General features: G+C 69.6%; 26 protein-coding genes. 9 read left to right on the top strand and 17 right to left on the bottom strand.

The window, feature by feature from the left end; all coding sequences use genetic code 11:
• Positions 1-291: 291 nt before the first annotated feature.
• The 16 genes from dprA to proS all read right to left on the bottom strand — a co-directional run bounded on the left by dprA (position 292) and on the right by proS (position 13161).
• The gene (dprA, locus tag AB0J02_RS27675; protein ID WP_363196482.1) at positions 292-1473 is read right to left on the bottom strand and encodes a DNA-processing protein DprA; all 1182 of its coding nucleotides are present in this window, start codon (positions 1471-1473) and stop codon (positions 292-294) included.
• The gene (locus AB0J02_RS27670; RefSeq protein ID WP_363196481.1) at positions 1470-3089 is read right to left on the bottom strand and encodes a YifB family Mg chelatase-like AAA ATPase; all 1620 of its coding nucleotides are present in this window, start codon (positions 3087-3089) and stop codon (positions 1470-1472) included. The genes dprA and AB0J02_RS27670 overlap by 4 nt, the downstream gene beginning before the upstream one ends.
• Positions 3089-3448 carry a YraN family protein gene (locus AB0J02_RS27665; protein ID WP_363196568.1) on the bottom strand — a complete coding sequence of 120 codons (360 nt, stop codon included), beginning with the start codon at positions 3446-3448 and terminating at the stop codon, positions 3089-3091. Before AB0J02_RS27665 ends, AB0J02_RS27670 begins: the two co-directional genes overlap by 1 nt.
• Before the next feature lie 146 nt (positions 3449-3594).
• Positions 3595-3903 (bottom strand): DUF2469 domain-containing protein, encoded by a 309-nt coding sequence (locus tag AB0J02_RS27660; RefSeq protein ID WP_005311352.1) that lies wholly within the window; start codon positions 3901-3903, stop codon positions 3595-3597.
• Between the two features lie 55 nt (positions 3904-3958).
• Positions 3959-4468 (bottom strand): NUDIX hydrolase, encoded by a 510-nt coding sequence (locus AB0J02_RS27655; RefSeq protein ID WP_363196480.1) that lies wholly within the window; start codon positions 4466-4468, stop codon positions 3959-3961.
• The gene (gene lepB / locus AB0J02_RS27650; RefSeq protein WP_363196479.1) at positions 4461-5201 is read right to left on the bottom strand and encodes a signal peptidase I; all 741 of its coding nucleotides are present in this window, start codon (positions 5199-5201) and stop codon (positions 4461-4463) included. Before lepB (AB0J02_RS27650) ends, AB0J02_RS27655 begins: the two co-directional genes overlap by 8 nt.
• A 92-nt stretch (positions 5202-5293) precedes the next feature.
• On the bottom strand, positions 5294-6271 hold the full coding sequence (gene lepB, locus AB0J02_RS27645; protein ID WP_363196478.1) for a signal peptidase I: 978 nt from the start codon (positions 6269-6271) through the stop codon (positions 5294-5296).
• Positions 6159-7274, bottom strand: coding sequence for a signal peptidase I (gene lepB / locus AB0J02_RS27640; RefSeq protein ID WP_363196477.1), 1116 nt, complete (start codon positions 7272-7274; stop codon positions 6159-6161). The genes lepB (AB0J02_RS27645) and lepB (AB0J02_RS27640) overlap by 113 nt, the downstream gene beginning before the upstream one ends.
• A complete protein-coding gene (gene lepB, locus AB0J02_RS27635; protein WP_363196476.1) occupies positions 7267-7971 on the bottom strand; it encodes a signal peptidase I in 705 nt (234 codons plus the stop codon). Before lepB (AB0J02_RS27635) ends, lepB (AB0J02_RS27640) begins: the two co-directional genes overlap by 8 nt.
• 66 nt (positions 7972-8037) lie before the next feature.
• Positions 8038-8388 (bottom strand): 50S ribosomal protein L19, encoded by a 351-nt coding sequence (rplS, locus tag AB0J02_RS27630; RefSeq protein WP_363196475.1) that lies wholly within the window; start codon positions 8386-8388, stop codon positions 8038-8040.
• A gap of 133 nt (positions 8389-8521) precedes the next feature.
• Positions 8522-9343, bottom strand: a complete 822-nt coding sequence (gene trmD, locus AB0J02_RS27625) for a tRNA (guanosine(37)-N1)-methyltransferase TrmD (protein ID WP_363196474.1) — start codon at positions 9341-9343, stop codon at positions 8522-8524.
• Positions 9340-9897, bottom strand: a complete 558-nt coding sequence (gene rimM, locus AB0J02_RS27620) for a ribosome maturation factor RimM (protein ID WP_363196473.1) — start codon at positions 9895-9897, stop codon at positions 9340-9342. The genes trmD and rimM overlap by 4 nt, the downstream gene beginning before the upstream one ends.
• 81 nt (positions 9898-9978) lie before the next feature.
• The gene (locus AB0J02_RS27615) at positions 9979-10218 is read right to left on the bottom strand and encodes an RNA-binding protein (RefSeq protein ID WP_324767399.1); all 240 of its coding nucleotides are present in this window, start codon (positions 10216-10218) and stop codon (positions 9979-9981) included.
• A gap of 2 nt (positions 10219-10220) precedes the next feature.
• Positions 10221-10646: a 30S ribosomal protein S16 gene (rpsP, locus tag AB0J02_RS27610; protein WP_363196472.1), complete on the bottom strand. Its 426-nt coding sequence runs from the start codon at positions 10644-10646 to the stop codon at positions 10221-10223.
• Between the two features lie 234 nt (positions 10647-10880).
• Complete coding sequence (locus AB0J02_RS27605; protein ID WP_363196471.1) at positions 10881-11477, bottom strand: hypothetical protein; 597 nt, start codon at positions 11475-11477, stop codon at positions 10881-10883.
• A gap of 268 nt (positions 11478-11745) precedes the next feature.
• Positions 11746-13161 (bottom strand): proline--tRNA ligase, encoded by a 1416-nt coding sequence (gene proS, locus AB0J02_RS27600; protein WP_363196470.1) that lies wholly within the window; start codon positions 13159-13161, stop codon positions 11746-11748.
• A gap of 257 nt (positions 13162-13418) precedes the next feature.
• Between proS and AB0J02_RS27595 the strand changes: the two genes are divergently transcribed.
• Positions 13419-14282 (top strand): SAM-dependent methyltransferase, encoded by an 864-nt coding sequence (locus AB0J02_RS27595; protein WP_363196469.1) that lies wholly within the window; start codon positions 13419-13421, stop codon positions 14280-14282.
• A 23-nt stretch (positions 14283-14305) separates the two neighbouring features.
• Here the strand turns inward: AB0J02_RS27595 and ftsH are convergent, their stop codons facing one another.
• A complete protein-coding gene (gene ftsH / locus AB0J02_RS27590; protein WP_363196468.1) occupies positions 14306-16246 on the bottom strand; it encodes an ATP-dependent zinc metalloprotease FtsH in 1941 nt (646 codons plus the stop codon).
• A 123-nt stretch (positions 16247-16369) separates the two neighbouring features.
• On the opposite strand from ftsH, the gene yhfZ reads away from it, so the two are divergent.
• From yhfZ to AB0J02_RS27550, 8 genes are all read left to right on the top strand, one after another.
• Complete coding sequence (gene yhfZ, locus AB0J02_RS27585) at positions 16370-17314, top strand: GntR family transcriptional regulator YhfZ (RefSeq protein ID WP_363196467.1); 945 nt, start codon at positions 16370-16372, stop codon at positions 17312-17314.
• An 87-nt stretch (positions 17315-17401) separates the two neighbouring features.
• Complete coding sequence (locus AB0J02_RS27580; protein WP_363196466.1) at positions 17402-17776, top strand: PRD domain-containing protein; 375 nt, start codon at positions 17402-17404, stop codon at positions 17774-17776.
• 25 nt (positions 17777-17801) lie between these two features.
• Positions 17802-18158, top strand: coding sequence for a DUF2620 domain-containing protein (locus tag AB0J02_RS27575; protein WP_363196465.1), 357 nt, complete (start codon positions 17802-17804; stop codon positions 18156-18158).
• 17 nt (positions 18159-18175) lie between these two features.
• On the top strand, positions 18176-19522 hold the full coding sequence (locus AB0J02_RS27570) for a YhfT family protein (protein WP_363196464.1): 1347 nt from the start codon (positions 18176-18178) through the stop codon (positions 19520-19522).
• Positions 19523-19723: 201 nt separating this feature from the next.
• On the top strand, positions 19724-20671 hold the full coding sequence (locus AB0J02_RS27565) for a phosphotriesterase (protein ID WP_363196463.1): 948 nt from the start codon (positions 19724-19726) through the stop codon (positions 20669-20671).
• Positions 20672-20673: 2 nt separating this feature from the next.
• Entirely contained in the window at positions 20674-21792 is a 1119-nt protein-coding gene (locus AB0J02_RS27560) for an aminotransferase class V-fold PLP-dependent enzyme (RefSeq protein WP_363196462.1), read from the top strand.
• Between the two features lie 6 nt (positions 21793-21798).
• Positions 21799-22965, top strand: a complete 1167-nt coding sequence (locus AB0J02_RS27555; RefSeq protein ID WP_363196461.1) for an alanine racemase — start codon at positions 21799-21801, stop codon at positions 22963-22965.
• Positions 22962-24197 (top strand): phosphopentomutase, encoded by a 1236-nt coding sequence (locus AB0J02_RS27550; RefSeq protein WP_363196460.1) that lies wholly within the window; start codon positions 22962-22964, stop codon positions 24195-24197. The genes AB0J02_RS27555 and AB0J02_RS27550 overlap by 4 nt, the downstream gene beginning before the upstream one ends.
• Positions 24198-24226: the final 29 nt, after the last annotated feature.

The following is a 24226-nucleotide window of genomic DNA, read 5'->3' as shown; positions in this document are numbered from 1 at the left end:
CTGGTCGCTGGAGTCGCTTTGCTGGTGAAGATGCCGTCTTGCCCGTCTGGTGGTGACTGGTGCCGAACCGCCTGCCTGAGTCCGGAATGAGGGGACGAACCCGAATCCTGGTGAGCGTAGCGTGACTGGAGAGTCGCAGTGTGCGAAGGGTATGGGATCGTACGCGCGCAGATACGTTCCGTTGGGGGACTTGCGCAAGCGCTTCCGTTCCCGTACGTGATCGGGTCGCGCCGCCAACTACCCGAATTGCCAAGGACATCGGGGTTCATCCGGACGGCGGAACACTCTGCGTCACGGAACTCCCCCGTCCGAAATCACCGGACGGATCGCCTGGCGTGTCAACTGCCAGCCGTCGCCGTGTCGTTCGACGAACCCCAAAGAGCGCAGTTCGTACAACCTCCCGATCGTGTCGTCCGCGCTCGCCTCTCCGTCTCTGCCGATCTCCGCGACGGAGCGCACCCCTTGCGCGGGCATCGCGGCGAGCACCCGCGCCGTGGCCGGCGGCAGCAGATCACGCGGCAGTACGGGCCCGCGCCGCTCCGGGGCCAGCTCCCCCATCTCCCCGATCAGCTCGACTACTTCCGCGGCGTCGGTCACCAGTACGCCCTCCTTGCGCAGCAGTTCGTGCACTCCGGCGGAGACGCTGCTGGTCACCGGCCCCGGCACCCCCATCGCATGCCGACCCAGTCGCTGGGCCCAGCGGGCCGTGCCCAGCGCGCCGCTGCGATAGGCCGCCTCGACGACCACCGTGCCTCTGGTGAGCGCGGCGATCACCCGGTTCCGCAGGATGAAACGGCTGGGTGTCGGATGATCGCCGGGTGGCAACTCACTCACCACAAGCCCCTGTTCGGCGACGCGGTCGATCAACTGGGAATGTCCGCGCGGATAGACACGATCGACGCCGCAGGCGAGGACCGCGACCGTGGCTCCCGAGGCGCCGAGCGCGCCACGGTGCGCCGCCGCGTCGACCCCGTACGCGCCACCGGAGACGACGACCCAGCCGCGCTCGGCCAGCCCAGCCCCGAGGCTCGCACTTATCCGCACCCCGTACTCCGTGCACGCCCGCGCTCCCACCACGGCCACCGAGCGCAGCGCCCACATGCGCAGGCTCGCCCCGCCCCGCAGCCACAGCCCGACGGGCCGCGCGTCCCCCAGATCGTCCAACTGTCCCGGCCACTCGGCGTCCCCCGGGCACACGAAGCGCCCTCCGAGTCCTTCCAGCCGCGCCAAGTCCCGCTCCGGCGGCGGCGTTTCACGCGCTCTCGCGAGAAGCCCGGCCCAGCGCTCGGCCCGCACCCCAGGCATCGGCGGCGGCTCGTCGCCTCCCTCGTCCGCCTCGTCGATCCGCCGCACGGTCTCCACCGGCCCGAACTCCCTGAGCCAGCTCCCCGCCACCTCCCAGCCCGGCTCGACGATCCGGGTCAGCCGGGCCCGCGCGAGCCGCACCTCCTCCGGGACGCGCGCCGCTGTCACGAGCCGACTCCGATCGTCATCGGAACCCCGCGCGAGATCCCGGTCCGCAGCTGCAGCGCGAGCGCCACGTCCTGCGCGAAGGGCCGGTCGCGCCCGGCCAGGTCGGCCACGGTCCAGGCCACCCGCAGGACCCGGTCGAGCCCACGCGCGGTCAGGAAGCCGCGCTCCAGATCCAGTTCCGCCTCGTCCAGGGCGCCGGGTGCGGCTGGCCAGCGCGTACGCAGGGCGTGCCCCGGCACTTCGCTGTTGGTCCGCCAGGGGGTCTCCGCGAGCCGTGCCGCTGCCCGCTCCCGCGCTGCCCGCACCCGGTCGGCGACGACTTGGGTGCTCTCGCCCCGGGGCCCGTGACCGGCCAGTTCATTACGGGTGACGGCATCCACCTCGACCCGCAGATCGACCCGGTCGAGGAGCGGCCCGGAGAGCCGCGACTGATAGCGCCGCACGGCGGCCGGCGGGCAGTCGCACTCACCGCCCAGGGCCCGGTACTGCCCACAGGGGCAGGGGTTCGCAGCCAGTGCCAGCAGAAAACGCGCGGGCAGCCGTACCACTCCGGCGCTGCGGGCGATCACCACGTGCCCCGCCTCGAGCGGCTGGCGCAGGGCGTCGAGCGCCTGGCCACTGAATTCGGGCGCCTCGTCCAGGAACAGCACTCCTCTGTGGGACAGCGACACGGCTCCCGGTCGCGCCGTCCCGGGCCCGCCTCCGACCAGGGACTGCATGGTCGCCGAGTGGTGGGGTGCGCAGTACGGCGCACGGTCGATCATCGAGGTGCCCGGAGGCAGCATGCCGGCCACCGAGTGGATCGCCGTGACCTCCAGGGACTCCTGGCGGGTGAGCGGCGGCAGGACGGCCGGCAGCCGCTCCGCGAGCATCGTCTTGCCCGCGCCGGGCGGGCCGGAGAGCATCACGTGGTGTCCGCCCGCGGCGGCGACCTCGATCGCGGTGCGGGCGGACATCTGTCCGACAACGTCGGCCAGGTCGAAGCTGTGTCCCTCGTGCGGCGGCCCGCCGAGCCCCATGCCCGCGCCGCCGCCCGGCATGCTCAGGCCGGAGAGCATCGGATCGGGGCGTCCTCGCTCGTCCGGGTCCTCGTCCGGCACCGGCTCATCCGTGAGTACCGCGATGAGCTGGCGCAGGCTGCGGACCCCGAGGACGGAGACGCCCGGCACCAGAGTCGCCTCGCCGACCGTGCACTCGGGGACCACCACCTGCTCGTACCCGGCGCCGGCCGCGGCGAGGACGGCCGGCAGCACGCCTGGCACCGGCCGCACCCGCCCGTCGAGCCCCAGCTCCCCGATCATCACGATGTCGGCGAGGACCCGCGGATCGATCCGCTCGGCCGCTCCGAGTACGGCGCAGGCCACAGCAAGATCAAATCCACTGCCGCTTTTGGGTACGGAGGCGGGGCTGAGCCCCACCGTGAGCTTCTTCTGCGGCCAGTCCGCCCCGGAGTTGACCACCGCTGCCCTGACCCGGTCGCGGCTCTCGACGAGGCTCTTGTCGGGCAGGCCCACGAGGGTGAAGGCGGCGATGCCCGGCTCCAGGTCCGCCTGTACCTCGACGACGACGCCCTCGACGCCGACCAGGGCCACGGAACACGTACGCGCGAATCCCATCAGGACACCCCCCGCACGTGCTCGACGCACGGAGCTCCGCGCTCCGGCAGCACGACGCCGACCAGATCGATCCGGACGCCGCCGGGTGGCGCTCCCCCGTGCTCCTGCACCCACCGCTCCGCGAGCTGCCGCAGCCGCCGGGCTTTGACCGGAGTGATCGCGGCCATGGGGTGCTCGAAGGCCGCGCCCTCCTTGCCGTGTCCCCTGCGGGTCTTGACCTCGCAAACGACGATCGCGTCGCCGTCCCGCGCCACGATGTCGAGCTCGCCCGTTCGGCCCGCGCGCCAGTTCCTCGCGAGCACCGTCATCCCGGCGTCGGTCAGCCGCCTCGCGGCCAGATCCTCGCCGTACTTTCCCATCGCGCCCCGTGCGTTCACGTCGGCACCACCTCCGACACCCACGCTGACGCACGGGCTCTCACGAAGTGGATCTTGGTGAACTACTCACGGGTTGTGGAAAACCCCGTCGCCCGCCAGGGGCGTTTGCCGAGCATTTTCGGCCCGCCTCAGCTGCCCGGGAGCTCCAAGTCGCTCTTGTTGAGCTCCTCGATGTTCACGTCCTTGAACGTGAGGACGCGCACCTGCTTGACGAACCGGGCGGGCCGATACATGTCCCAGACCCACGCATCCGCCATCGAGACCTCGAAAAACACCTCGCCCTGAACCGAGTGCACCTGCATCTCGTAGTCATTGGTGAGGTAAAAACGCCGCTCGGTCTCGATCACGTATTTGAACAGCCCGACGACATCGCGGTACTCCCGGTAGAGCTTCAGCTCCATCTCGGTCTCGTACTTCTCGAGGTCCTCGGCGCTCATGGCATGTTCCCCTTCAGCCGTGCGTCCCCCTATTGTGCGCCAGCCCCTGGGACCTCTAGACGATTTCCGTGTCGAGGACCAGCGGTCGGCTCGGGGGACCTTCGTCGAGCAGCCGGTTCAGCAGCTCGACGAGTCTGGTCGGATACACCGTCTCATGCGCCTCGGCCAGTTCCCGGTACGTCCACCAGCGCGCTCCGGCGACGCTGCGACGTTCCAGGTCGGTCAGGCCGCTCTCGTTGATCTCCGGCCGTGCCCCCTTGGCGGTCGTTCGAGCCAGGAAGTACCACTCGTCCTGGTCCCAGCGCCGCCCGTCGAACGGGAACGAGCAGATCCGCTGCCACAGCACGGGTCCCAGCTCCACGTCGGTGATGCCGGTCTCCTCTGCGAGTTCCCGCAGCGCCGCCTGTTCACGCGTCTCATCGCCCTCCAGGCCACCGCCCGGCGTGAACCACCAGTCGTCCGCGCTGTCATCGGGCTCATGCCCGTGCAGCAGCAGAACGCGCCCGTCCGGGTCGAGCAGCACGACCCGGGCCACCTTGCGCAGTTCGGGGCCGAGCTCAGGCACGAACCGGCTCCGCGGCCCTCGTCCGGGGCCGCTTCGACCGCTTGGCGATCGGCCCGTACGCCGCCCCGGCGAGCACCAGGACCGCGCCCGCGATCACGGCTGTCAGGACCAGCTTGAGGGGACCCGGCTGAGAGATCCCTCCGGGCAGCGCTTCGAATCCGGTGGGCTTCGCCAGCATGCCGTCCAGCGGCCAGGCCACCGCGTCCACGCGGGCCCGCACGGCGCCGCGCTCCACCGAGCCGTGATCGGCGTCGCCGAGGTGGACACTGGAGTCCAGGGATCCGCTGCGCTCGTCTCCGAGCAGGAACAGCCGGCCCTTCGGGACGGTCGTGGATTTGATGCCGGTGAGCGACACACTCTTGCCGGCCGGAAGATACGGTTCAGCGATCTTCTGCCCGTTGATGGTCAGTTTGCCGTCCGTGCAGCAGGCGACCTTGTCGCCGCCGATGCCGACGACACGCTTGACCATCGGCAGCTCGCCCCAGCTGGCCTCCTGGAAGACGACGACGTCACCGCGCTTGACCTCGCTGCCGTCGATCCGCTGCGCGAGGACCCGGTCGCCCGCGCCGATCGTCGGCGTCATCGAGTCGGTGGGCACCGTGTACGGCTGGTAGACGATGGCGCCCCATACGAATCCGCCGAGGAACAGCACACAGCCGAGGGCCACGGCTATGCCCGACAGCGTGCTGCCGACCCGGCCGTGGCCCTCGTCCGTACGACGTGTCCTGCTCATCCCAGTTGCTCCCCGCGTTGGAGAAATCGATCCCCGCGGTCCGGCCTCGGAACGGCACGGACCACGGAAGATCGGCGATCTGGGACGGCACCCTACCCGGCGGTACCGGTCGCAGAAACCCTGGTGTTCCCGTCGGTAAGGCGCTGGTTGATCTTGCGCCTGCGCCACAGGACCAACGGCACCGCGCCCGCGAGGCCGAGCGCGCCCGGAGCCGCGCTCGCCGCGGCGTTGATGCCCGACTGGTCGAAGGTGTCCGGCACCGGCAGGGTCGACCAGTGCGTGGGCGGCCAGGCGACGACGATGGCCCGACCCACGACGTTGCCGACCGGCACGAAGCCGTCGTTCGCGTCGTTCTGGTGGTACCGGGAGTCCGCCGAGTCCTGGCGGTGGTCACCCATGACCCAAACTTTGCCGTCGGGAACCTTCACCTTGAAGGTTCCGCCCGCGTTGTCGGCACTGCACGGGGTGTTGCCCGCGTACACGTACGGCTCGTTGAGCGCCTTGCCGTTGACCTTGAGCGGGCCCGTGCCCTTGCATTCGATGGTGTCACCGCCGACGCCGACCACGCGCTTGATGAGGTCCTTCTCGTTGGCGGACGGCATCAGACCGACCCAGCTGAGGACCTGCTGCACCGCGTTCGGCTCCGCGGTCGGCTCGCCCTCCAGCCACCCGTCCGGGTCGTGGAACACGATGACCTCGCCACGCTCGGGCTCCGAGCCGAACCACGGGGTGAGCTTGTCGACGAGCACGCGGTCGCCGATCTGCAGCGTGTTCTCCATGGAAGCCGACGGGATCGAGAACGCCTGGACCAGGAAAGTCTTGATCACCAGAGCGAGGACGAGGGCGATGATGATGAGGAGCGGCAGCTCCTTCCAGAAGGAGCGGGGCTTCTTCTGCCTGCTCGCCGCCTCGTCGCTGCCGGATCCCGCCTCGCCCGCGGGTGCCCGCTCCACCGCGTCACCGTCCTCGGGAACGCGGTCCGTCACGGCCGGACTCGCCGCGTCGTCGGATCGCCCGGGCTGCTCTTCGGGCCCATGCCCTGACCGTGCGCCGACCGCCAAGTCCCCCACATCCACTCCTCACTCCGTGCCGCTGCCTGATCCCTACGCGATGCAGGCCCACCATTCCCATAACGAGCGGGAGTTCCGCAGGGGTCGGGAGGGGGATCAATCCGTCCGAATCCGATGCCATCGAACTCGATCCGGCGCTGTTCGCAGTGGCCAGCCTATGCGACGTACCGGGGGCCGCGGTCGACCCGGAGCCACGCGGGTCGGCCACCGCCGCGAACGTGTCCGGCTCCCCGAGCCCGGACCAGTGCCCGACGGGCCACACGATCCATCTGGCGCGGCCCACAACGGACTTCTCGGAGACGGTCCCGTTGAACTTCTCGGTGAGGTGATAGCGCGAGTCCGCCGAGTTGGCGCGGTGGTCCCCCATCACGAACAGCCGCCCCTCGGGCACCTTCACCGAGAAGTCGAACTTGGAGGGGGCATTGCCCGGGTGGATGTACGAAGTCTCGTTCAGCGGCGTCCCGTTGACCGTGACGCGCCCCTTGTCGTCACAGCACTTCACGGTGTCGCCGCCGACTCCGACGACCCGCTTGATGAGATCGCGCTCGTTGTCGGACGGCAGCAGCCCGATCCAGGTGAGGCCCGTCTTGATCTGCTTGACGCCGACAGGGGCGTCCTTCGTCTGGCCGGTCTCCTGCTCGAGCCACTTGCCGGGGTCCCGGAAGACGACGACATCACCGCGCTGGACCTTCGCGCCGAACCACGGGGTGAGCTTGTCGACGACGACCCGGTCACCGATCTTGATCGTCTGCTCCATCGAGCCCGACGGGATCACGAAGGCCTGTACGAGGAACGTCTTCAGGACAAGGGCTATCAGCAGGGCCACGCCTATGAGGAGGGGTATCTCCTTGATCGCGGAGCGCCTTCTGCGTCGCTTCACCTTGCGGGCGAGCTTGCGTCGCTCGGCACGACCGGGCAACGGCTGGCCGCTGGTGGGTCGGCTCCCGGTGGGCAGTTGCTCGTCGGAGTGCTGACCGGAGCGGTCCTTGCCGCGCCTACCCATGGGCACCGCCGGGTGCGGGCACGCGCGCGTAGACGTCGGCACGTGACAAGGAGTGCCAGTGTCCGGCAGGCCAGCCGATCCACTGCGCCTTTCCGATCACCTGGTCCACGGGGACGAAGCCGCCCCCTGGCGCGCCCAAGTAGTCACGGGAGTCACGGGAGTCGCTGCGATGGTCGCCCAGGAGAAAGAGGGAGCCGTCGGGAACCACGATGTCGAACGGCACTTCCGAAGGAGCGTCCCCCGCGTGCAACAAGGAGCGCTCGTCCACGGACCGCCCGTTCACCTCGATCCACCCCTTGCTGTCGCAGCAGGTCACACGGTCTCCCCCCACACCGACCACGCGCTTGATGTAGTCGGCGTTCCCGAAGTACCCGCTGCCGTCGAAGACCACGACGTCTCCCCGCCTCGGTTCGGCACCGAAACGGTACGCCACCTTATTTACGAGAACGCGGTCCCCGACCCTCAACGTGGTCTCCATCGAACCGCTGGGGATCTGGAAGGGCTGCATCACGAAGATGCCGAAGGCCCACAGGAACACCAGGCACACAAGCAGCGTGAGTGTGACCCGGCCGCCGGGCAGCCAGGCGGCGACCCCGGACAGCAAAGAGGAGCGCGACCGGTCCTCCTCGCCCGCTGAGGTGCTCTCTGAGGGCTCGGAGGAGCGATCGCGCTCCACATGCTGTGCTTCGGTGTCCATCGAGGCCAGATGCTATCCGGCCGCGCTGTGACTCCGTCCGCGAGTGGTGCTCTCGCGGGCGCGAGATCAGTTCTCGCGCTTCTCCTTGATCTTCGCGGCCTTACCGCGCAGCTCGCGCAGGTAGTACAGCTTGGCGCGGCGGACGTCACCCTTGGTGACGAGCTCGATCTTCTCGACGATCGGCGTGTGCACCGGGAAGGTGCGCTCGACGCCGACGGAGAAGGAGACCTTGCGGACCGTGAAGGTCTCGCGGACGCCGGCGCCCTGGCGGCGGATGACTACGCCCTTGAACTGCTGCACACGGGAGCGGTTGCCCTCGATGACGCGGACGTGGACGTTGACGGTGTCACCCGGGCGGAAGGCCGGGAGGTCGCTGCGCAGCGACGCGGCGTCGACGGAGTCGAGCAGGTGAGTCATGATCGTCTGCTTTCTTCACCGATGCCACAGGTCATCGGTGGGAGGGTATGCGATGAGTTTCGGTAGCTGATCGCGTCGGGCTCGGCGTCGTTCCCCCTGTGGCAGGGGCGCAGGCTGGACGTACAGCGGCGGCCTATTCTTCCACGGCTTCGGGCGTTGGCCCAAATCGCCCGTCGGGACCGGGCCGCCAGCCCAGGATCGAGAGCATTTCCCGGTCCTTCTTGTCGAAGGCCTTCGGATCCGTGCGCTCGACCAGGTCGGGCCGGTTGCGCACGGTGCGGCGCAGCGCCTCGTCGCGGCGCCAGCGCGCGATCTTGCCGTGGTGACCGCTGAGCAGCACGTCCGGGATGTCCCGGCCACGCCACTCGGGCGGCTTGGTGTAGACGGGGCCTTCCAGGAGGTTCGCCATGACGCCGGGCGCGAAGGAGTCGTCCTGGTGCGAGGCGGCATTGCCGAGGACGCCGGGCAGCAGCCGGGCGACGGCCTCCGTGATGACCAGCACCGCGGCTTCGCCGCCCGCGAGGACGTAGTCACCGATGGAGACTTCGTAGACCGGCATACGGGTCGCGTACTCGTCGATGACGCGACGGTCGATGCCCTCGTAGCGTGCGGGCGTGAAGACCAGCCAGGGGCGCTCGGAGAGCTCCACGGCGAGTTCCTGGGTGAAGGGGCGCCCGCTGGGCGTGGGGACGACCAGGACGGGCCCCTGGGCCCCGTTCTCGTACCCGTCGGCCAGTACGTCGTCGAGGGCGTCGCCCCACGGTTCGGTCTTCATGACCATGCCGGGGCCGCCGCCGTAGGGCGTGTCGTCGACCGTGTTGTGCCGGTCGTACGTCCACTCCCTCAAGTCGTGCAGACGCACGTCGAGTTGACCGCGCGCGCGTGCCTTGCCGACGAGGGAGACGTTCAGCGGTTCGAGGTACTCGGGGAAGATCGTGACGACGTCGAGCCTCATGCGGACTCGTCCTCGGCCGCGTCGCGCTCGGAGACGATCTCCGCCTGGTCGTCGATGAGGCCGGGCGGCGGGGTGATGATCGCCTTCTGCTCCTCGAGGTCGATCTCGGTGACGATCTCCTCGACGAACGGGATCATGACCTCGCTGCCGTCGGGCCGCTCCACGATGAACAGGTCCTGCGAGGGCAGGTGCGAGATCTCCGTGATGCGCCCTACCTCGATGCCGTCGGCGGTGACGACGTCGAGGTCCATGAGCTGGTGGTCGTAGAACTCTTCCGGGTCCTCCGGCAGCTCCTCCGGGTCGACCTGGGCGATCAGGAGCGTATTGCGCAGCGCCTCCGCCCCGGTCCGGTCGTGGACGCCCTCGAAGCGCAGCAGCAGCCGGCCGCTGTGGACACGTCCGGACGCGATGGTGAGCGGTCCAGTGGCGGCGGGGTCGGTGGCGAGCACCGCACCGGGGCCGAGCCGCAGCTCGGGCTCGTCGGTGCGCACCTCGACGGTGACGTCGCCCTTGATGCCGTGGGCGCGGCCGATGCGCCCGACTACCAACTGCACGATCGGTAACTCTCCTGTCATACGACTAGGGCCGGGGACGGCCCGTAAGCCCTCCCCGGCCCGAGCCGGTGTTCAACTTGTTCAGCGAGCCTGGTCGACGTCGACGAGGTCGACGCGGACACCGCGGCCGCCGATGGCGCCCACGACAGTACGCAGAGCACGCGCGGTGCGGCCGTTACGACCGATCACCTTGCCGAGGTCGTCGGGGTGGACCCGGACCTCGAGAACGCGCCCACGCCGCAGGTTGCGCGAGGCGACCTGCACATCGTCGGGGTTGTCGACAATGCCTTTCACGAGGTGCTCAAGAGCCTCCTCGAGCATGCTCAGGCCTCGGTCGACTCGGACGCAGCGGCCTCGGCCGTGTCGTCCTTCTTCTCAGCCTTCTTCTTCTGGGTGATGGCCTCACCCTTGGGCTCGTCGGCCGTGGCGAGCGCCTCGAAGGAGGGGCGGGCCTTCTTCGGCTCGGCGACCTTCAGCGGCTCCGGGGCCGGCAGACCCTTGTGCTTCTGCCAGTCGCCGGTGAGCTTCAGGATGGCCATGACCGGCTCGGTCGGCTGTGCGCCGACACCCAGCCAGTACTGCGCGCGCTCCGAGTCGACCTCGATGCGCGACGGGTTCTGCACCGGGTGGTACAGGCCGATCTCCTCGATGGCCCGGCCATCACGGCGGGTACGGGAGTCGGCGACGACGATGCGGTAGTGAGGCGCGCGGATCTTGCCCAGACGCTTCAGCTTGATCTTGACTGCCACGGAAGTGGTGTCTCCTGGTCTTGACGTGGGTGGGCACGGCGAGATTGCCGCGTGGGGTTGCGGTACCCGAGTGCCCGATGGACGCGTCAGCCGGAGGAGAGAGGGGTCCTATGCGACTGTCGAGTACAGCTAGCCATTGTGCCATACGCCGCCGGGCGGCCGAACCTCCCCCAGGCTCTCAACTGCGCTCGAGCGGGAAAGGGCCCTTCGGCCGCCCCACCAGTCACCGGGCAGTTAGCCCACTGCGGCTCCGACGACCTCCGGGATGCGGAACGGCTTGCCGCACCCGCCGCACATGATCGGGGCCTGGGCGAGCACCGACGGTACGACGCGGACATTGCGGCCGCAGTCGCAGACGGCCTTGACGCGGACACCGCCCCCGGAGGATCCGTGCCGCGCGGCCGGGCCGCGGAAACTGCGCTTGGTGTCCGCGGCGGTCGCTACGGTGTGCGCCTTGAGGGCGTGCTGCAGTCGCTCGATCGTCTGCCGGTAACGCTGCTTCGCCTCGGAGTTGAGCGTGACCAGTGAGAAGCCACTACTGGGGTGCGGTTCCTCGGGGTGGTCGAGGCCCAACTCCTCGGCGATGGCCAGGAATCTGCGGTTGTGGTATCGACCAGCGCGCGATGTGTCGCGGATTCCGCGCGCGGCGGCGATGCCGTGGACTGCCTCATGGAGGAGTCGCTCGAAGGAGAGCTCGTGTCCGCAGGCGGACGACGACTCCCCGATCAGGGATTCGGGCGCGGCAAGATCCGGCAGTTCGGGGTGGTGCCGCTGAATGTCGGCCCACGCCCCTGCCAGCTCTGCGGCGAGAACAGGTGGTGTCGTGCTCACGTCGTGACAACGAGCCGGGGTGCCTCTGTGTTCCTATTCCGGGGCATCCCAAATATTTTGCACGTACCAGTCAGTTGCCGCTCATGCATCCGGACGAGGGCGGGTGCGCTGATCTGCGGAGAAGCCACACAGCTCACACCAAGGTGGTGCGTAGCAACACGTACGCCCCGGCGCGTAGAAGACTCGCTCGCGCCGGGGCGTACGTATCAGTCAGTTGCGCAAGAGACGTTTCGGCCTCTTCCGCCTCTTGTGCATGACCAGAGGTCGCTCAGTAGGCGCGTGCCACGACCGCGACGTTACCGGGCGCGTCATCGGCGTCGGGCACCGCCCCGTCCGCGGCGAGCAGACACCGTACGGACACCGCGTGCTCGGCGAGCTTCGCCTCGCCCGCCTCGCCGAGGGTTGCCCACGGGATGCGCGCCCAGCCACCGGCGGCGGCCGCCTCGATGGCCTCGTCGATGGTCGCGACGTCGCTGGTCCGGGATTCACGGCGCTCACGTGACTCCTTGAGGAGCAGCGCTTGGTCCTCTTCGAGGACGGTGGGCAGCAACCCGGCCAGGGCGTCCACGGACACGGCTTCTTTGCCGCCGGCGATGCGGCGGGCGAGCATGGCGGTGCCGTTCTCCAGGTCGCGGGGTCCGACCTCGACGCGCACGGGAACGCCCTTCAGCTCCCAGTCGACCGCGCGGCGTCCGAAGGGCGTGTCCGTACGGTCGTCGACCTGGACACGGAGACCCACCGCCTTCAAGGCGTCGCCGATCTCGCGGACCTTGGCGAGAACGGCCTCGTCGCCCTTGATCGCGAGCACCACGACCTGGATGGGGGCGAGCCGGGGCGGCACCCGCAGTCCGTGGTCGTCGCCGTGCATCATCACCAGGGCGCCGATCATGCGTGTCGTCGAGCCCCAGGAGGTCTGCCAGACCAGTTCCTGCTTGCCCTCCTTGGACAGGTACTGGGTGTGGAACGCCTTGGCGAAGTTCTGGCCGAGTTCGTGACTGGTGCCCATCTGGAGGGCCTTGCCGTCACCCATCATTCCTTCGAGGGTGAGGGTGTTGATGGCACCCGCGAAACGCTCCTTGGGCGTCTTGCGCCCCAGGATGACGTCCATCGCGAGAACGTTCTCCATGAAGTCCGCGTAAACGTCCCGGTGGATGCGTGCCGCGAAGTCGCGCGCCTCTTCGCGCGTCGCGTGCGCCGTGTGGCCTTCCTGCCACAGGAACTCCGTCGTGCGCAGGAAGAGCCGCGGGCGCAGCTCCCAACGCACCACATTGGCCCACTGGTTGATGAGGAGCGGGAGGTCGCGGTAGCTCTGGACCCACTTGGAGAAGTACTCGTTGACGATCATCTCCGAGGTGGGGCGGACGACGGCGGGCTCTTCGAGCTCCTTGCCGCCGCCGTGGGTGACCACGGCGAGTTCGGGCGCGAAGCCCTCGACGTGGTCGGCTTCCCTGGCCAGGTAGGACTGCGGGATGAGGAGCGGGAAGTACGCGTTCTGCGTGCCCGTCTCCTTGATGCGTGCGTCCATGTCCTGCTGCATCCGCTCCCACAGGCCGTAGCCGTACGGTCGGATGACCATCGTGCCGCGCACCGGCCCGTTGTCGGCCAGTTCGGCCTTGGAGATCAGGTCCTGGTACCAGCGCGGGAAGTCTTCCGCCTGGGGCGTGAGAACAGGTGCTTTGGCCATGTCGCGCATGCTACGGCGCGGGCATGGGCGCACGGGAATCCTTTTCGCCCGGATGCAGGCACCCGCCCGCGGACCGTTTTCCGGGGGCGCACGACGGTGCACGCGGGCATTGTCGGCACACCTGCCAAACACCCCCTAGACGTGACGGACGATGCGGAGTTCTCTGGCATACGGGGGGATTGCGAGCAGCGCGCGAACACGGTCGACACACCACAGCGACAACTCTCGGCATCTCTCGGCGGATTGGGGCACTTTCGATGACACCTACGCTCGTGCGGCGACTCCTCCCCCACGCGGCCCGTGGGCCGCGCGCGGATCTGTGGGCACGCGCGCGTGACTGGTCAGAGATTCAGGAGCGGATGCTGGCACCTGTCTACGAAGCTGTGTACGAGCGGCTGGAGGTCGGCTCGGGCACCCGGCTGCTGGGCCTGGGCTGCGGTTCCGGCCTGGCCTTGCTTCTGGCGGCCTCGCGGGGCGCCACGGTGACAGGCGTCGAGTCCGCGGAGCCCGAGCGTCTGGCACTCGCCCGGGACCGCTTGCTGCCCGCTGCCGGGAAGCGGCGCAAGCCCACGGTCGCCCGATTGACGGACGGCGGCGCGGACGGCATCACCGTGGCCGAGCCGGGCGACCCCCCGTACAACCTGATCACCGCCTTCCAGCCGATCGGCTGCACCGCGGGGGACTCGGACGGTCTGTCCGCGCTTCTGGAGAGCGCGGCGCCGTTGGCGCAGCGGGGGGCTCCCGTGGTCCTCGTCGGATGGGGTCCTCCGGAGCGTTGCACCGCGTCGGCCGTCCTACGGGTGGCCACGAAGCTCGCTGACCCTCTACGTAGTACGGGCAGTTGGCGGCCCGCTCTGCGGGACGACCTGGAAGAGGTGGCGCACCGGGCGGGGCTGCGGCCCGACGGCTCGGGACGCGTGGCGTGCCCCTTCGGGTACGCGGACACGGAGAGCGCGGTGCGTGGCCTGCTGTCCACGGGCCTGTTCGACGCGGCCGTGAGCGCGACGGATCTGGCGCAGGTGGACAAGGAGGTGACCGAGGCGCTGCAACCGTATGCGCGCCCGGACGGCACCGTATGGATGCCCAATGTCTTCAGGTACTTGATTGCCCGTACGCCGTGAACTGAGCGTTTAACGCGCCCAGTTCAGTCCTTAAAGAGGCGAGTGATGCCGGCGACCCGGTATGCGTGCGCCTCTTCCAGGGTCTCGTTCTCCAGTAGCGCGGCCGCCAGCGCGTCGAGCTTGTCGCGGTTCTCGCGCAGCTTGTCGCACGCTTCCTGGTAACACTCGTCCACGATGCGGCGCATCTCGCCGTCGATCGTGTCGAGGGTTTCGGGTGCGGCGGCGAGTCCGTACGCCTGCTGGGCGTCGTTCGGGAGGGCCGACAGGCGGCCGACCTTCTCGCTCATGCCCCAGCGGGCGACCATGCCGCGGGCGATGTTGGTGACCTGTTCGAGGTCGTTCTCGGCACCGGTGGTGATGACTCCGTAGACGACCTGTTCGGCTGCCATGCCTCCGAGGGCACCGATGATGCGGCCGCGCAGGTACTCCTCCGTGTACGCGTACTTGTCGGCGTCCGGAGTGGACAGCGTCACACCCAGGGCCCTGCCGCGCGGCACGATCGTGATCTTGCGGACCGGGTCGGCGCCGGGCTGGAGCATGCCCAGGAGGGCGTGACCGCTCTCGTGGTAGGCGGTGCGGCGGCGCTCCTCGTCGGGCATCACCAGGGGCCGCTCAGCGCCGAGCTGGACCTTTTCGAGCGCTTCGGAGAGGTCGGTCTGGGTGACCTGCTCCTGCTTGCGCTTGACGGCGAGGAGGGCGGCTTCGTTGGTGAGGTTGGCGAGGTCCGCACCGGTCATACCCGGTGTCGTACGCGCGACCTGGGCGAGGTCCACGTCGGAGGCGAGCGGGATCTCACGCGAGTGGATCTTCAGGATGGCCTCACGGCCGCCGCGGTCGGGCGGCGAGACGTTGACCATGCGGTCGAAGCGGCCCGGCCGGGTGAGGGCCGGGTCGAGGACGTCGGCGCGGTTGGTCGCGGCGATGACGATGACACCCTCGGAGCCGGTGAATCCGTCCATCTCGGTGAGGATCTGGTTCAGGGTCTGCTCGCGCTCGTCGTGGCCGCCCATACCGCTGCCGCCGCCCCGCGCCCTGCCGATGGTGTCGATCTCGTCGATGAAGATGATCGACGGGGCCACCTTGCGGGCCTCGGCGAAGAGCTCCCGGACACGCGAGGCGCCGACGCCGACGATCATTTCGATGAACTCGGAGGCGGAGGCCGAGAAGAACGGCACACCGGCCTCACCCGCGACCGCGCGCGCGAGCAGCGTCTTACCGGTTCCGGGCGGGCCCGCGAGCAGCACGCCGCGCGGCATCCTGGCGCCCATCTTGCGGTAGGCGTCGGGGTTCTTGAGGAAGTCGACGACGTCGTTGAGCTCACCCTCGACCTCGTCGATGCCGGCGACGTCCTCGAAAGTAGTGCGCTTCTTTCCTGGTTCCAACTCGACCGGCTTGGGCGGCTGTTTACGGCCGAGCATGCCGCCCGCGCCGCCCATGCCCTGGCTCATGCGCCGCGCGATGAAGATCCACAGGAAGACGAGGAGCAGCATCGGGGCGAGCGAGATGAGCAGGTTGGACAGGAAGCTGCGCTCCTGGACGACCGGTTCGGCCGTCACGACGACGTCGTGCTTCTCCAGGTTCGACCAGAGGTCGTCGTCGGCGAACGATGGTCGCTGCGTCGTGAATTTCGTGTACTTCTTGCCGTTGCTGTCGCTGCCGTCCGGAGTGGGCTGCTCCTTCTTGAGCTGCCCCTGGATCGCGTCACCCTTGGCATAGATCTTGGTGACGTTGTCGTCGGCGACCTGTTTGCTGAACTCGGTGTACGAGATCGTCGGCTCGTCGCCCTGGTTGAAGAACGACAGCACCAGGTTGGCGATGAGGTAGACGACCAGGGCCGTGAGGATGAGCCCGCCCCAGCCGCCGGGCATCTTGCGCTTGGGCGGCTGCTGGGGCGGCGGCGGGGGCGCGCCCTCGGAGCGCCAGGGCTGATCGGTCCGATCGCGCGGGGGTACGGGGTCAGCCACGCCTGTTCTCCTCCTGCCGTCCGCCGCCGATCGAGCGCCGTCCTGGCCCTTGAGCCTTGGGCCTATGACCGCACAGATCCCGAACCCTTGCCAGTATCCAGAATCCTGGTTACTGTCTGGATTGTGAACGGTTTCGACGATCGCTTCCTTACGCGCAACGGCCTCGCGGCCCGTCAGCTCGCGGTCCTCCTCATGGGCCACGAGCCGGACACGCGGCTGCCGCGCGTCAAGGACTTCGCCCAGGAGCTGGGCTGCGGGAACGGAACCGTGCAGGCGGCGCTGCGCCTCCTTGAGGAGGCGGGCGGCATCTCCACCGCCGCCCGGGGCCATCTGGGCACCTTCCTGGTCCGCTCGGACCGCGCCATACTGTGGCGGCTCTCCGGACTCGGCACCCTGCTGGCCGCGATGCCGCTCCCCTATTCACGCCGCTACGAAGGTCTGGCCACCGGCTTGCGCGCCGCCTTCGAAGAGGCCGGTACGCCTTTTGCCATCACCTTCATGCGAGGCGCCGGCGATCGTACGGCCGCCCTTCTTGAAGGCAAGGTCGACCTGGTGGTTCTGTCGCGGCTCGCGGCGGACGGGCTGGTCGAGCAGCACAAGGACCAGCTGGCGCTCGTCGCCGATCTGGGACCGGCCACCTACGTAGGCGCTCACGGATTCCTGGTGCGCGAGGGAGCCTCCCTGGACAGCCCCGGCCTGCGGGTCGCGGTCGACCACGCTTCGGAGGACCAGCGCATGCTGGCGGAGCGCGCCTTCGCGGGGCGAAGCGACATCCAGTGGGTCGAGTCGTCGTACATGCAGCTGCGCGACCTGTTCGCGCAGAACCAGGCGGACGCCACCGTCTGGAACCTCGACGAGGTGCAGGGCCGGCTCGGCATGGAAGTGGACGTGCTGCCCCTGGGCGACGAGGTCACCCGGGACCTGGCGCTGCGCAACTCCAGCGCGGCGATCATCAGCAGGACCGAGGGCGCGAAGGCGCTGTCCGCGGTGCGCGACGCCCTCGACCTGTCCCAGGTGGCACAGCTGCAGTCCGAGGTACTGCGAGGCGAGCGCGTTCCTTCGTACTGACACGGGCCGATCGCGGTTCCGCACTTGGGGACCTTCATCCCGGCTCAAAATCCAAAATCCCGGTTACTGTCTCGTTGAGGAGGTCCCATGGACGACCAACTAGCCCTCCGTATCCGGCTGTTCCGCGAGGGCGGCCAAGTCCCACCGGAGGTCGCCGACTTCGTGATCGCGGAGCTGACGGCCCTGGAAACCGAGGGCCGGACCATCACCGAAGAGAGCGCCGGGATGCTGACCAGCCATCTGATGATGGCGCTCACCAGGCTCCTGGGCGGCGCCCCGATCGGGGAGTTCGTCACGGACGAGCAGGTCGCCGCCGAACTCACGGACCACCCCGAGGCGGTGGAGCGCGCCCGCCGCGTCTCCGTCCGGGCGCATGCGGAACTCGGCGCGTCCCTGCCCGAGTCGGAGATCAACTTTCTGGCCCTGCATCTCGCCGTCCTGGCGCAGCAGCCCACCCACTGAGTCCTACGGAAAGAAGGAACCAGCCATGACGAAGATCCTCACCGGCGGCGTCGGCAAGGTCGAAGTGGCGAACACGGTCAAGGAGCTGGGGCTCGACGGCGTCGACATCACGGTCTCCAGCGACATGGACGCGGCGATGAAGCTGCGTGCCGGGCAGGCCGACTACTTCCTGGGCACCTGTCACACCGGCGCCGGCGCCTCCCTCGGCGTGCTCGTCGGCCTGATGGGGCAGGCCGCCTGCCACACCTTCGGCCGCGGCGTGCCGACCGAGAACGAGGTCAACGCCCTGCTGGCGGACGGCAAGAAGGTGTTCGGCTTCTCCATGGACCAGATCGACCGGATCGCCCCGCTGATGGCGCGCGCGATCGCGGCTCGCTCGTAGGCGCACAGGAGACCGCCATGCACACGTCCACGGGCACCGTCCTCGCCGCCGGTGCGAACCTCGACTTCACGCTCGCGCAACAGCTCACCGTGATCGCCCTGTGCGCGCTGACCGCGTTCATCTCGCACATGGCCCTGGCCGTCTTCAACGACGGCGTGCGCCCCTTCATGCTCGACTTCATCCAGGGGCGGTCCACCCGCAGCGCCACCACGGCGGTCTCCTTCGGTCTCTCCGCCGGGTTCATCTTCGGTCTGGGCGCGCCCATGGCCCTGTCCACGGGTGTCCTCAACCCGTGGCTGGTGTTCCTGCCGACCGACATCCTGGGCATCCTGTCGCCCAAGAAGTGGCTCGCGCCGATCCTGGGCGCGGCCTGGGGCGCGGTCGTCGTCTTCGGTCTGAACGGCGCCAACAACCTCGCGCACGACCTGCCCGTCGACTTCCTGACAGCGATGCAGCAGATGTCGACGCCGATCCTGTTCCTGTTCACGCTGTTCCCGGTGCTCGCCATCACCAAGCAGTTCGGCCGCAAGTGGGGCGGGATCGCGGGCGTGGCCGAGCTGGCCCTGGTCATCATGACCATGAAGCTGTGGCCGAACGTCTTCGCCGGTGCCATCGCCATGGCGGTCGGCGTCCTGATGCTGATCTCCCTGGCGATCGCCAAGGACCTCAAGCAGCGCAAGGCCGACCGGGCGAACGAGGTCGAGGAGATCGCCCTCGCCGACGACCCGATGGCTTCCCTGTTCAGCGCGAGCGCGGCCCGGCTGCGCAGGTACCTGCCGCTGTTCATGGTGCTCGGCGCGGGCGTCTGCGTGCTGGCCCAGATGCACATCTTCGGCGGCGGCGAGGCGACCAGCTTCCTGATCGCCAAGGGCCAGTACGGGGAGGCGGCCCAGGTCGACTTCTATCGCGTCTTCGGCTTCATCCCGCTGATCGCGACGACGGCCCTGGCGTCCGGTGCGTACGGCATCGCGGGCTTCACGCTCGTCTACCCCATCGGCTACCTCATGCCGAACCCGTTCGTCGCGGCCGTGGTCGGCGCCCTGGTCTTCGCGGCCGAGGTGCTCGCCCTGTCCTACATCGGCAAGGTCCTCGGCAAGCTGCCGAGTGTGCGCGACTCCTCGGAGCACCTGCGCAGCGCGATCTCCGACACGCTGCAACTGGCCATCCTGTTCGGCTCGTTGATGGCGGCGAACGCGATGGGAGCCGGGCTCGGCATCCTCATCGTGGGCGGGCTGTACCTGCTCAACGAGGCGATGGGCCGGCCGGTCGTGCGGATGGCGGCGGCGCCCGCGGCCGTGATCGTCGGCGGCATCCTGCTCAATGTCCTGTACTGGCTGAACCTGTTCACCCCGCTCAAGACCTGAGCGGCGCGGTCGCCAAGCGCCCCAACGTTTCACTCTCCGTGAAATTCTCCCTCCAATTCGTCACTCTCCGTGGAACTCATGGGGAACGCGAACCGTTGTGGGAGTGAACGGGCCGCCGACCGAGGCCGACAGCACCATCCAACCCGAGTCAGGACGCCGAGCCAGGGCCGGGTCAGGACGCCGGAAAGGAACACGCCCACCATGCACACCACCACCCTTCACACCGTCACGGGACCCCTTTCCTACGAAGCCGTGCGTGGCCCCGTCCTCTCCCATGAGCACCTCGTCCTGGACCTGGACCTCAAGGGCGACGGCGGCGCGATCCTCGACGCGGAGCGGCACAGCACGGCGGTGACCTCCGAACTCGTCTCACTGCGCGATGAGTTCGACCTCTCCCTCGTCATGGAGCTGACCTGTCGCGGGATGGGGCGCGATCCCCGCGCACTCGCCGCGATCGCGAGAGAGTCGGGGGTCGCGGTCGTCGCGGCCACCGGCTGGTACTACGAGCCGTTCCATACGCCGGAGTTGACCTCGGCGAGCGTAGAGGAGCTCGCGTGCAGCCTCGTGCGCGAGATCGAGGACGGCTTCGACGCCACCGGCGTCCGGCCCGGCGTCCTCGGCGAGGTCGGCAGCCACGGTGATGTGCCGAGCGAACCCGAGACCCGTTCGCTGCGTGCCGCCGCCCGGGCCGCCGTCGCCACGGGCCTCTCCGTCGCCACACACGCCCAGCTCGGGCGCGGCGGCCTCGCCCAGCTGGAGCTGCTCACCGCGGAAGGGCTGCCCGCGCACCGCGTCTCCGTCGGTCACCAGGATCTTCTGGACGATCCGGCCGTGCACAAGGAACTCGCGGCGAGCGGTGCGTACGTCGCGTTCGACACGGTCGGCAAGGAGAACTACCAGAGCGACGACACCCGGCTGCGGCTGCTGCTCGGTCTCATCGAGGCGGGCCACGCCGACCGGGCCCTGCTCAGCTGCGACATCTCCCGGCACGGATACCTCGTATCCGAGGGCGGCCAGGGCTACGGGCATCTGTTCCGCTCGTTCCTGCCGCGGCTGCGAGCGGCCGGGGTGGACGACGACCTGATCGACCTGATGACGCGGCGCAATCCCCTGCGCTTCCTGACCGGCGCGAGCACGGAGGAGATCTGATCATGCCTCTCGCGAACTCCCCTTCTCTGCCGATGACCCACCCGCTGGCCACAGTGCCCATCGAAGAGGCGGCGCGGCGCCAGTTCCGTCTTCTGGAGTGCACGGCCGCGCACTTCGAAGGTGCCGAGCTGTTCACCGCGGACGCGGGTGTGGTGCCCGGTCTCGGCCGGCCGAGGACCACCGCCCAGGTGGAAGCCGTGCTCGCCGACTTCTTCGGCGCCGAGGACGCCGCGTTCGTCCAGGGCGCGGGTACGGGTGCGATCCGTGCCGCGCTGAACGCGGCGGTGAGCGCGGGCGACCCGCTGCTCATCCACCGCGCGCCCGTCTACCGCACCACCGGAGTCACCCTGCGCGGCCTCGGCGTACAGACGCACGAGGTCGACTTCAACGACCTCGACGCGCTCCGTACCGCCCTCGGCTCCGGCCGGTTCCGCTGGGCGTACGTGCAGCACACGCGCCAGCGGCTCGCCGACTCGTACGACCCGGGCGAGGTGCTGGCCGCCTGCCGCGCGGCCGGGGTGCGCACGATCGTCGACGACAACTACGCGGTGCTGCGGGTCCCGGCCTCCGGTGTCGAACTGGGCGCCGACGCCTCCTGCTTCTCGCTGTTCAAGCTGCACGGCCCGGAGGGCGTGGGTGTCGTGGTCGGCGCCCGTGACCTCGTCGAGCACGTACGTGCGGACAACTACTCGGGGGGCGGCCAGGTTCAGGGCCACCAGGCGCTCGACGCGCTGCGTGCGCTCACGCACGTGCCGGTGATGTGGGCCCTGCAGTCGAGGGTCGGCGCCGAGGTGGCCGAGCGCCTCGCGGCCGGTGAGGTGCCGGGCGTCGCCGAGGTGCGGCTCGCCAACGCGCAGGACCGCTGCCTGCTGGTGCGGCTGGACCGGCCCGTCGCACGTGAACTGCCCTCTGTGGCAGCGAGATTCGGTGCGGCGCCCTACCCGGTGGGCTCCAACTCGCGGTACGAGATCGCGCCGCTCTTCTACCGCATGTCCAGCTCCGCCCTCGACGACGCCCCGGAACTCGCCGAGTGGACGGTCCGGATCAATCCGATGCGCGCGGGCGCCGACCTGGTCGTCGACATCCTGCGCCGCTCGCTCCACGAACTCAGCAAGGACTGACCGACCGTGTTTCTCGACAGTCTGCTCACCCGCAATCCCGCACTGATCGACGCGGCGGCCGACCTCCATCGGCGCGGCGCGATCCCGCCGGACACCTACGTGATGGACCTCGACGCGATCGAGGGGAACGCGGCCCTGCTCGCCGCGGAGGCAGAGCGGCTCGGCCTGGGCCTCTGGTTCGTCGTCAAGCAGCTCGGGCGCAACCCCGAGCTGATCAAGGCCATCGCCCGGCACATCCCGAAGTACGCCGCCATCGACCCACCCGAGGCCCGCACCCTGCACGCGGCCGGCGCGCAGGCGGGCAACCTCGGGCATCTGGTCCAGATCCCGCACCGCGCGCTGCCCGAGATGCTGGCGTGGCGTCCCGAGACGGTGACTGTGTACGACCTGGCGAACGCGCGGGCCGTGTCCGACGCCGCGCGCGAACTCGGCTTCGTACAACACGTGTTGATCCGCCTCGAAGGGGCGCAGGGGTCCGTCTATCCCGGGCAGGAGGGCGGTGTCCCGCTCGCGGGGACAGACGGGTTCGCCGCGGAGGTGGAGCGGCTTCCCGGGGTGCGGATCGCGGGTGTCACGGCGTTCCCGTGCGTGCTGTGCGACCCGGCCACCGGTATGCCGGCACCCACGCCGAACTTCGAGATCGCCCTCAAGGCGCGCCAAATACTGGCCGCGCGCGGGCACGAGGACCTCAAGCTCAGCGCCCCCAGCGCCACGTCCATGGCGACGCTCCCGCTGCTCGCCGAGCTCGGGGCCACGCACGGCGAGCCCGGCCACTCCCTCACCGGCACCACCCCGCTGCACGCGCGAGACCTCGGCCAGCCGGAGCAGCCCGCCTACGTGTACGTCACGGAGGTGGCGCACACTCTCGCCGACGGCCGGCCCGCGGTCTTCGGGGGCGGCTTCTACGCGCGTTCCCACATCACGTCGGCGCTGCTCCCCCGCACCGGCCTGCGCCTGCCGGTGCAGGCCGCGCCACCGGAGAACATCGACTACTACCGGCTGCTCGACGCTCCCGGGCCCGGTGAGGACGTACGGCCGGGCGACACCGCGCTGCTCGCGTTCCGTACGCAGATCTTCGTGACGCGCTCGACCGTCGCGGTGGTGGCCGGCCTCTCGACCGGGGCGCCCCGGCTCGTCGGGCTGTACGACGCACAAGGGAAGGCCACCTCATGAGCAAGACCGTGATCGTGGTGGTGGACGGATTCGGCGTCGGCGCCATGGCGGACGCGGGGGCGCTGCGCCCCGGCGACCTGGCCGCGGACACCTGTGGACACGTGCTCGACCGGTGCCGGGAGGCGTTCGGCAGACCGCTCCGGCTGCCCGTGCTCGGCGCGCTCGGCCTCGGGCTCGTCCACCCGCACCCCGATCTGGCCCGGCGCACGCACCTGCCGGTGGCGGTGGGACGGGCCGCGCTCGGCTACCCGGGAGCTGACACGTTCGCCGGGCACCAGACGATGATGGGCGCGGACTTCAGCCGGGTGACAGTGGCGCGGCTCGCGGAGCACCTGGACGAGGTGACCCAGGTCCTCACGGACGCGGGCCACCAGGTCGAACTGCTCGACGGAAAGCCCTTGTTGGTCGTCGACGGCGCGGTCCTCGTGCACGACAACCTGGAGGCGGACCCGGGGATCAACTGGAACGCGTCGGGCCGACTCGACGACATCGGCTTCACCGGCATCCTGGCCATCGCCCGTACGGTGCGGGCCGTCGCACCGGTCGCCCGGGTCATCGCGGTGGGTGGCCACGCGGAGAGCCCGCTGGGCACGTATGTCCGCGCGGGCGACGGCAACACGGTGGGGCTGGACACTCCGGCGAGCGGCTTCTACCGCAACGGCGGGCTCCAAGTGCAGCACATGGGCGCCGAGTTGGACCACACCAGGCAGCTGCCGGATCTGGCGGCGCGGGCGGGTATCCCGGTGACGCTCGTCGGCAAGGCGGCGGACATCCTGGCCTGCGAGGCGGCGGTGCGCAGGCCCGCCGTGGACACGGCCGAGGTCCTCACGCACACGCTGGAAGCGGTGCGGGCCGAGGGGGACGCGCTGGTCGTGGCGAACGTGCAGGAGTCGGACCTCGCCGGGCACCAGCAGGACGTCGAGCGCTACGGACGGATCCTGGAGCAGGTCGACGCGGGCCTCGCGGCACTGCTGTCCCTGCTGTCGGAGCCCGGCGACCGGCTGATCGTCACGGGCGACCACGGCAACGACCCGACGATCGGCCACGCCTTCCACACGCGCGAGTACGTGCCGGTACTGATCCACCGCCCCGAAGCGCCGGGCCCGGAGCTCCTGCCGGACGCGACGAGTCTGGCCGACGTGGGCGCCACGGCAGCGGCGGCGCTCGGCCTCGACCCGGCGGGCCTGGCCAGTGGCACGGAGATACGCGGGGCCGCCACACGGGCCGCCTGACCACCTCCGTACAGACCTCCGTACAAGGA

This window comes from Streptomyces sp. NPDC050264 (assembly GCF_040655895.1).
Taxonomy (GTDB): domain Bacteria; phylum Actinomycetota; class Actinomycetes; order Streptomycetales; family Streptomycetaceae; genus Streptomyces.
The sequence above is the reverse complement of the archived record's forward strand: the minus strand, read 5'-3'. Positions and strand labels throughout refer to the sequence as shown.

What these genes read in the sequence shown, in the direction of transcription:
- lepB (WP_363196477.1), bottom strand. Translation starts at nt 7,274, where the DNA reads ATGGGTAGGCGCGGCAAGGACCGCTCCGGTCAGCACTCCGACGAGCAA.
- rplS (WP_363196475.1), bottom strand. Translation starts at nt 8,388, where the DNA reads ATGACTCACCTGCTCGACTCCGTCGACGCCGCGTCGCTGCGCAGCGAC.
- AB0J02_RS27570 (WP_363196464.1), top strand. Translation starts at nt 18,176, where the DNA reads ATGCACACGTCCACGGGCACCGTCCTCGCCGCCGGTGCGAACCTCGAC.
- AB0J02_RS27560 (WP_363196462.1), top strand. Translation starts at nt 20,674, where the DNA reads ATGCCTCTCGCGAACTCCCCTTCTCTGCCGATGACCCACCCGCTGGCC.
- AB0J02_RS27565 (WP_363196463.1), top strand. Translation starts at nt 19,724, where the DNA reads ATGCACACCACCACCCTTCACACCGTCACGGGACCCCTTTCCTACGAA.
- AB0J02_RS27595 (WP_363196469.1), top strand. Translation starts at nt 13,419, where the DNA reads ATGACACCTACGCTCGTGCGGCGACTCCTCCCCCACGCGGCCCGTGGG.
- AB0J02_RS27550 (WP_363196460.1), top strand. Translation starts at nt 22,962, where the DNA reads ATGAGCAAGACCGTGATCGTGGTGGTGGACGGATTCGGCGTCGGCGCC.
- lepB (WP_363196479.1), bottom strand. Translation starts at nt 5,201, where the DNA reads ATGAGCAGGACACGTCGTACGGACGAGGGCCACGGCCGGGTCGGCAGC.
- AB0J02_RS27575 (WP_363196465.1), top strand. Translation starts at nt 17,802, where the DNA reads ATGACGAAGATCCTCACCGGCGGCGTCGGCAAGGTCGAAGTGGCGAAC.
- proS (WP_363196470.1), bottom strand. Translation starts at nt 13,161, where the DNA reads ATGGCCAAAGCACCTGTTCTCACGCCCCAGGCGGAAGACTTCCCGCGC.
- lepB (WP_363196476.1), bottom strand. Translation starts at nt 7,971, where the DNA reads ATGGACACCGAAGCACAGCATGTGGAGCGCGATCGCTCCTCCGAGCCC.
- AB0J02_RS27580 (WP_363196466.1), top strand. Translation starts at nt 17,402, where the DNA reads ATGGACGACCAACTAGCCCTCCGTATCCGGCTGTTCCGCGAGGGCGGC.
- AB0J02_RS27670 (WP_363196481.1), bottom strand. Translation starts at nt 3,089, where the DNA reads ATGGGATTCGCGCGTACGTGTTCCGTGGCCCTGGTCGGCGTCGAGGGC.
- trmD (WP_363196474.1), bottom strand. Translation starts at nt 9,343, where the DNA reads ATGAGGCTCGACGTCGTCACGATCTTCCCCGAGTACCTCGAACCGCTG.
- AB0J02_RS27660 (WP_005311352.1), bottom strand. Translation starts at nt 3,903, where the DNA reads ATGAGCGCCGAGGACCTCGAGAAGTACGAGACCGAGATGGAGCTGAAG.
- AB0J02_RS27615 (WP_324767399.1), bottom strand. Translation starts at nt 10,218, where the DNA reads ATGCTCGAGGAGGCTCTTGAGCACCTCGTGAAAGGCATTGTCGACAAC.
- AB0J02_RS27665 (WP_363196568.1), bottom strand. Translation starts at nt 3,448, where the DNA reads ATGGGAAAGTACGGCGAGGATCTGGCCGCGAGGCGGCTGACCGACGCC.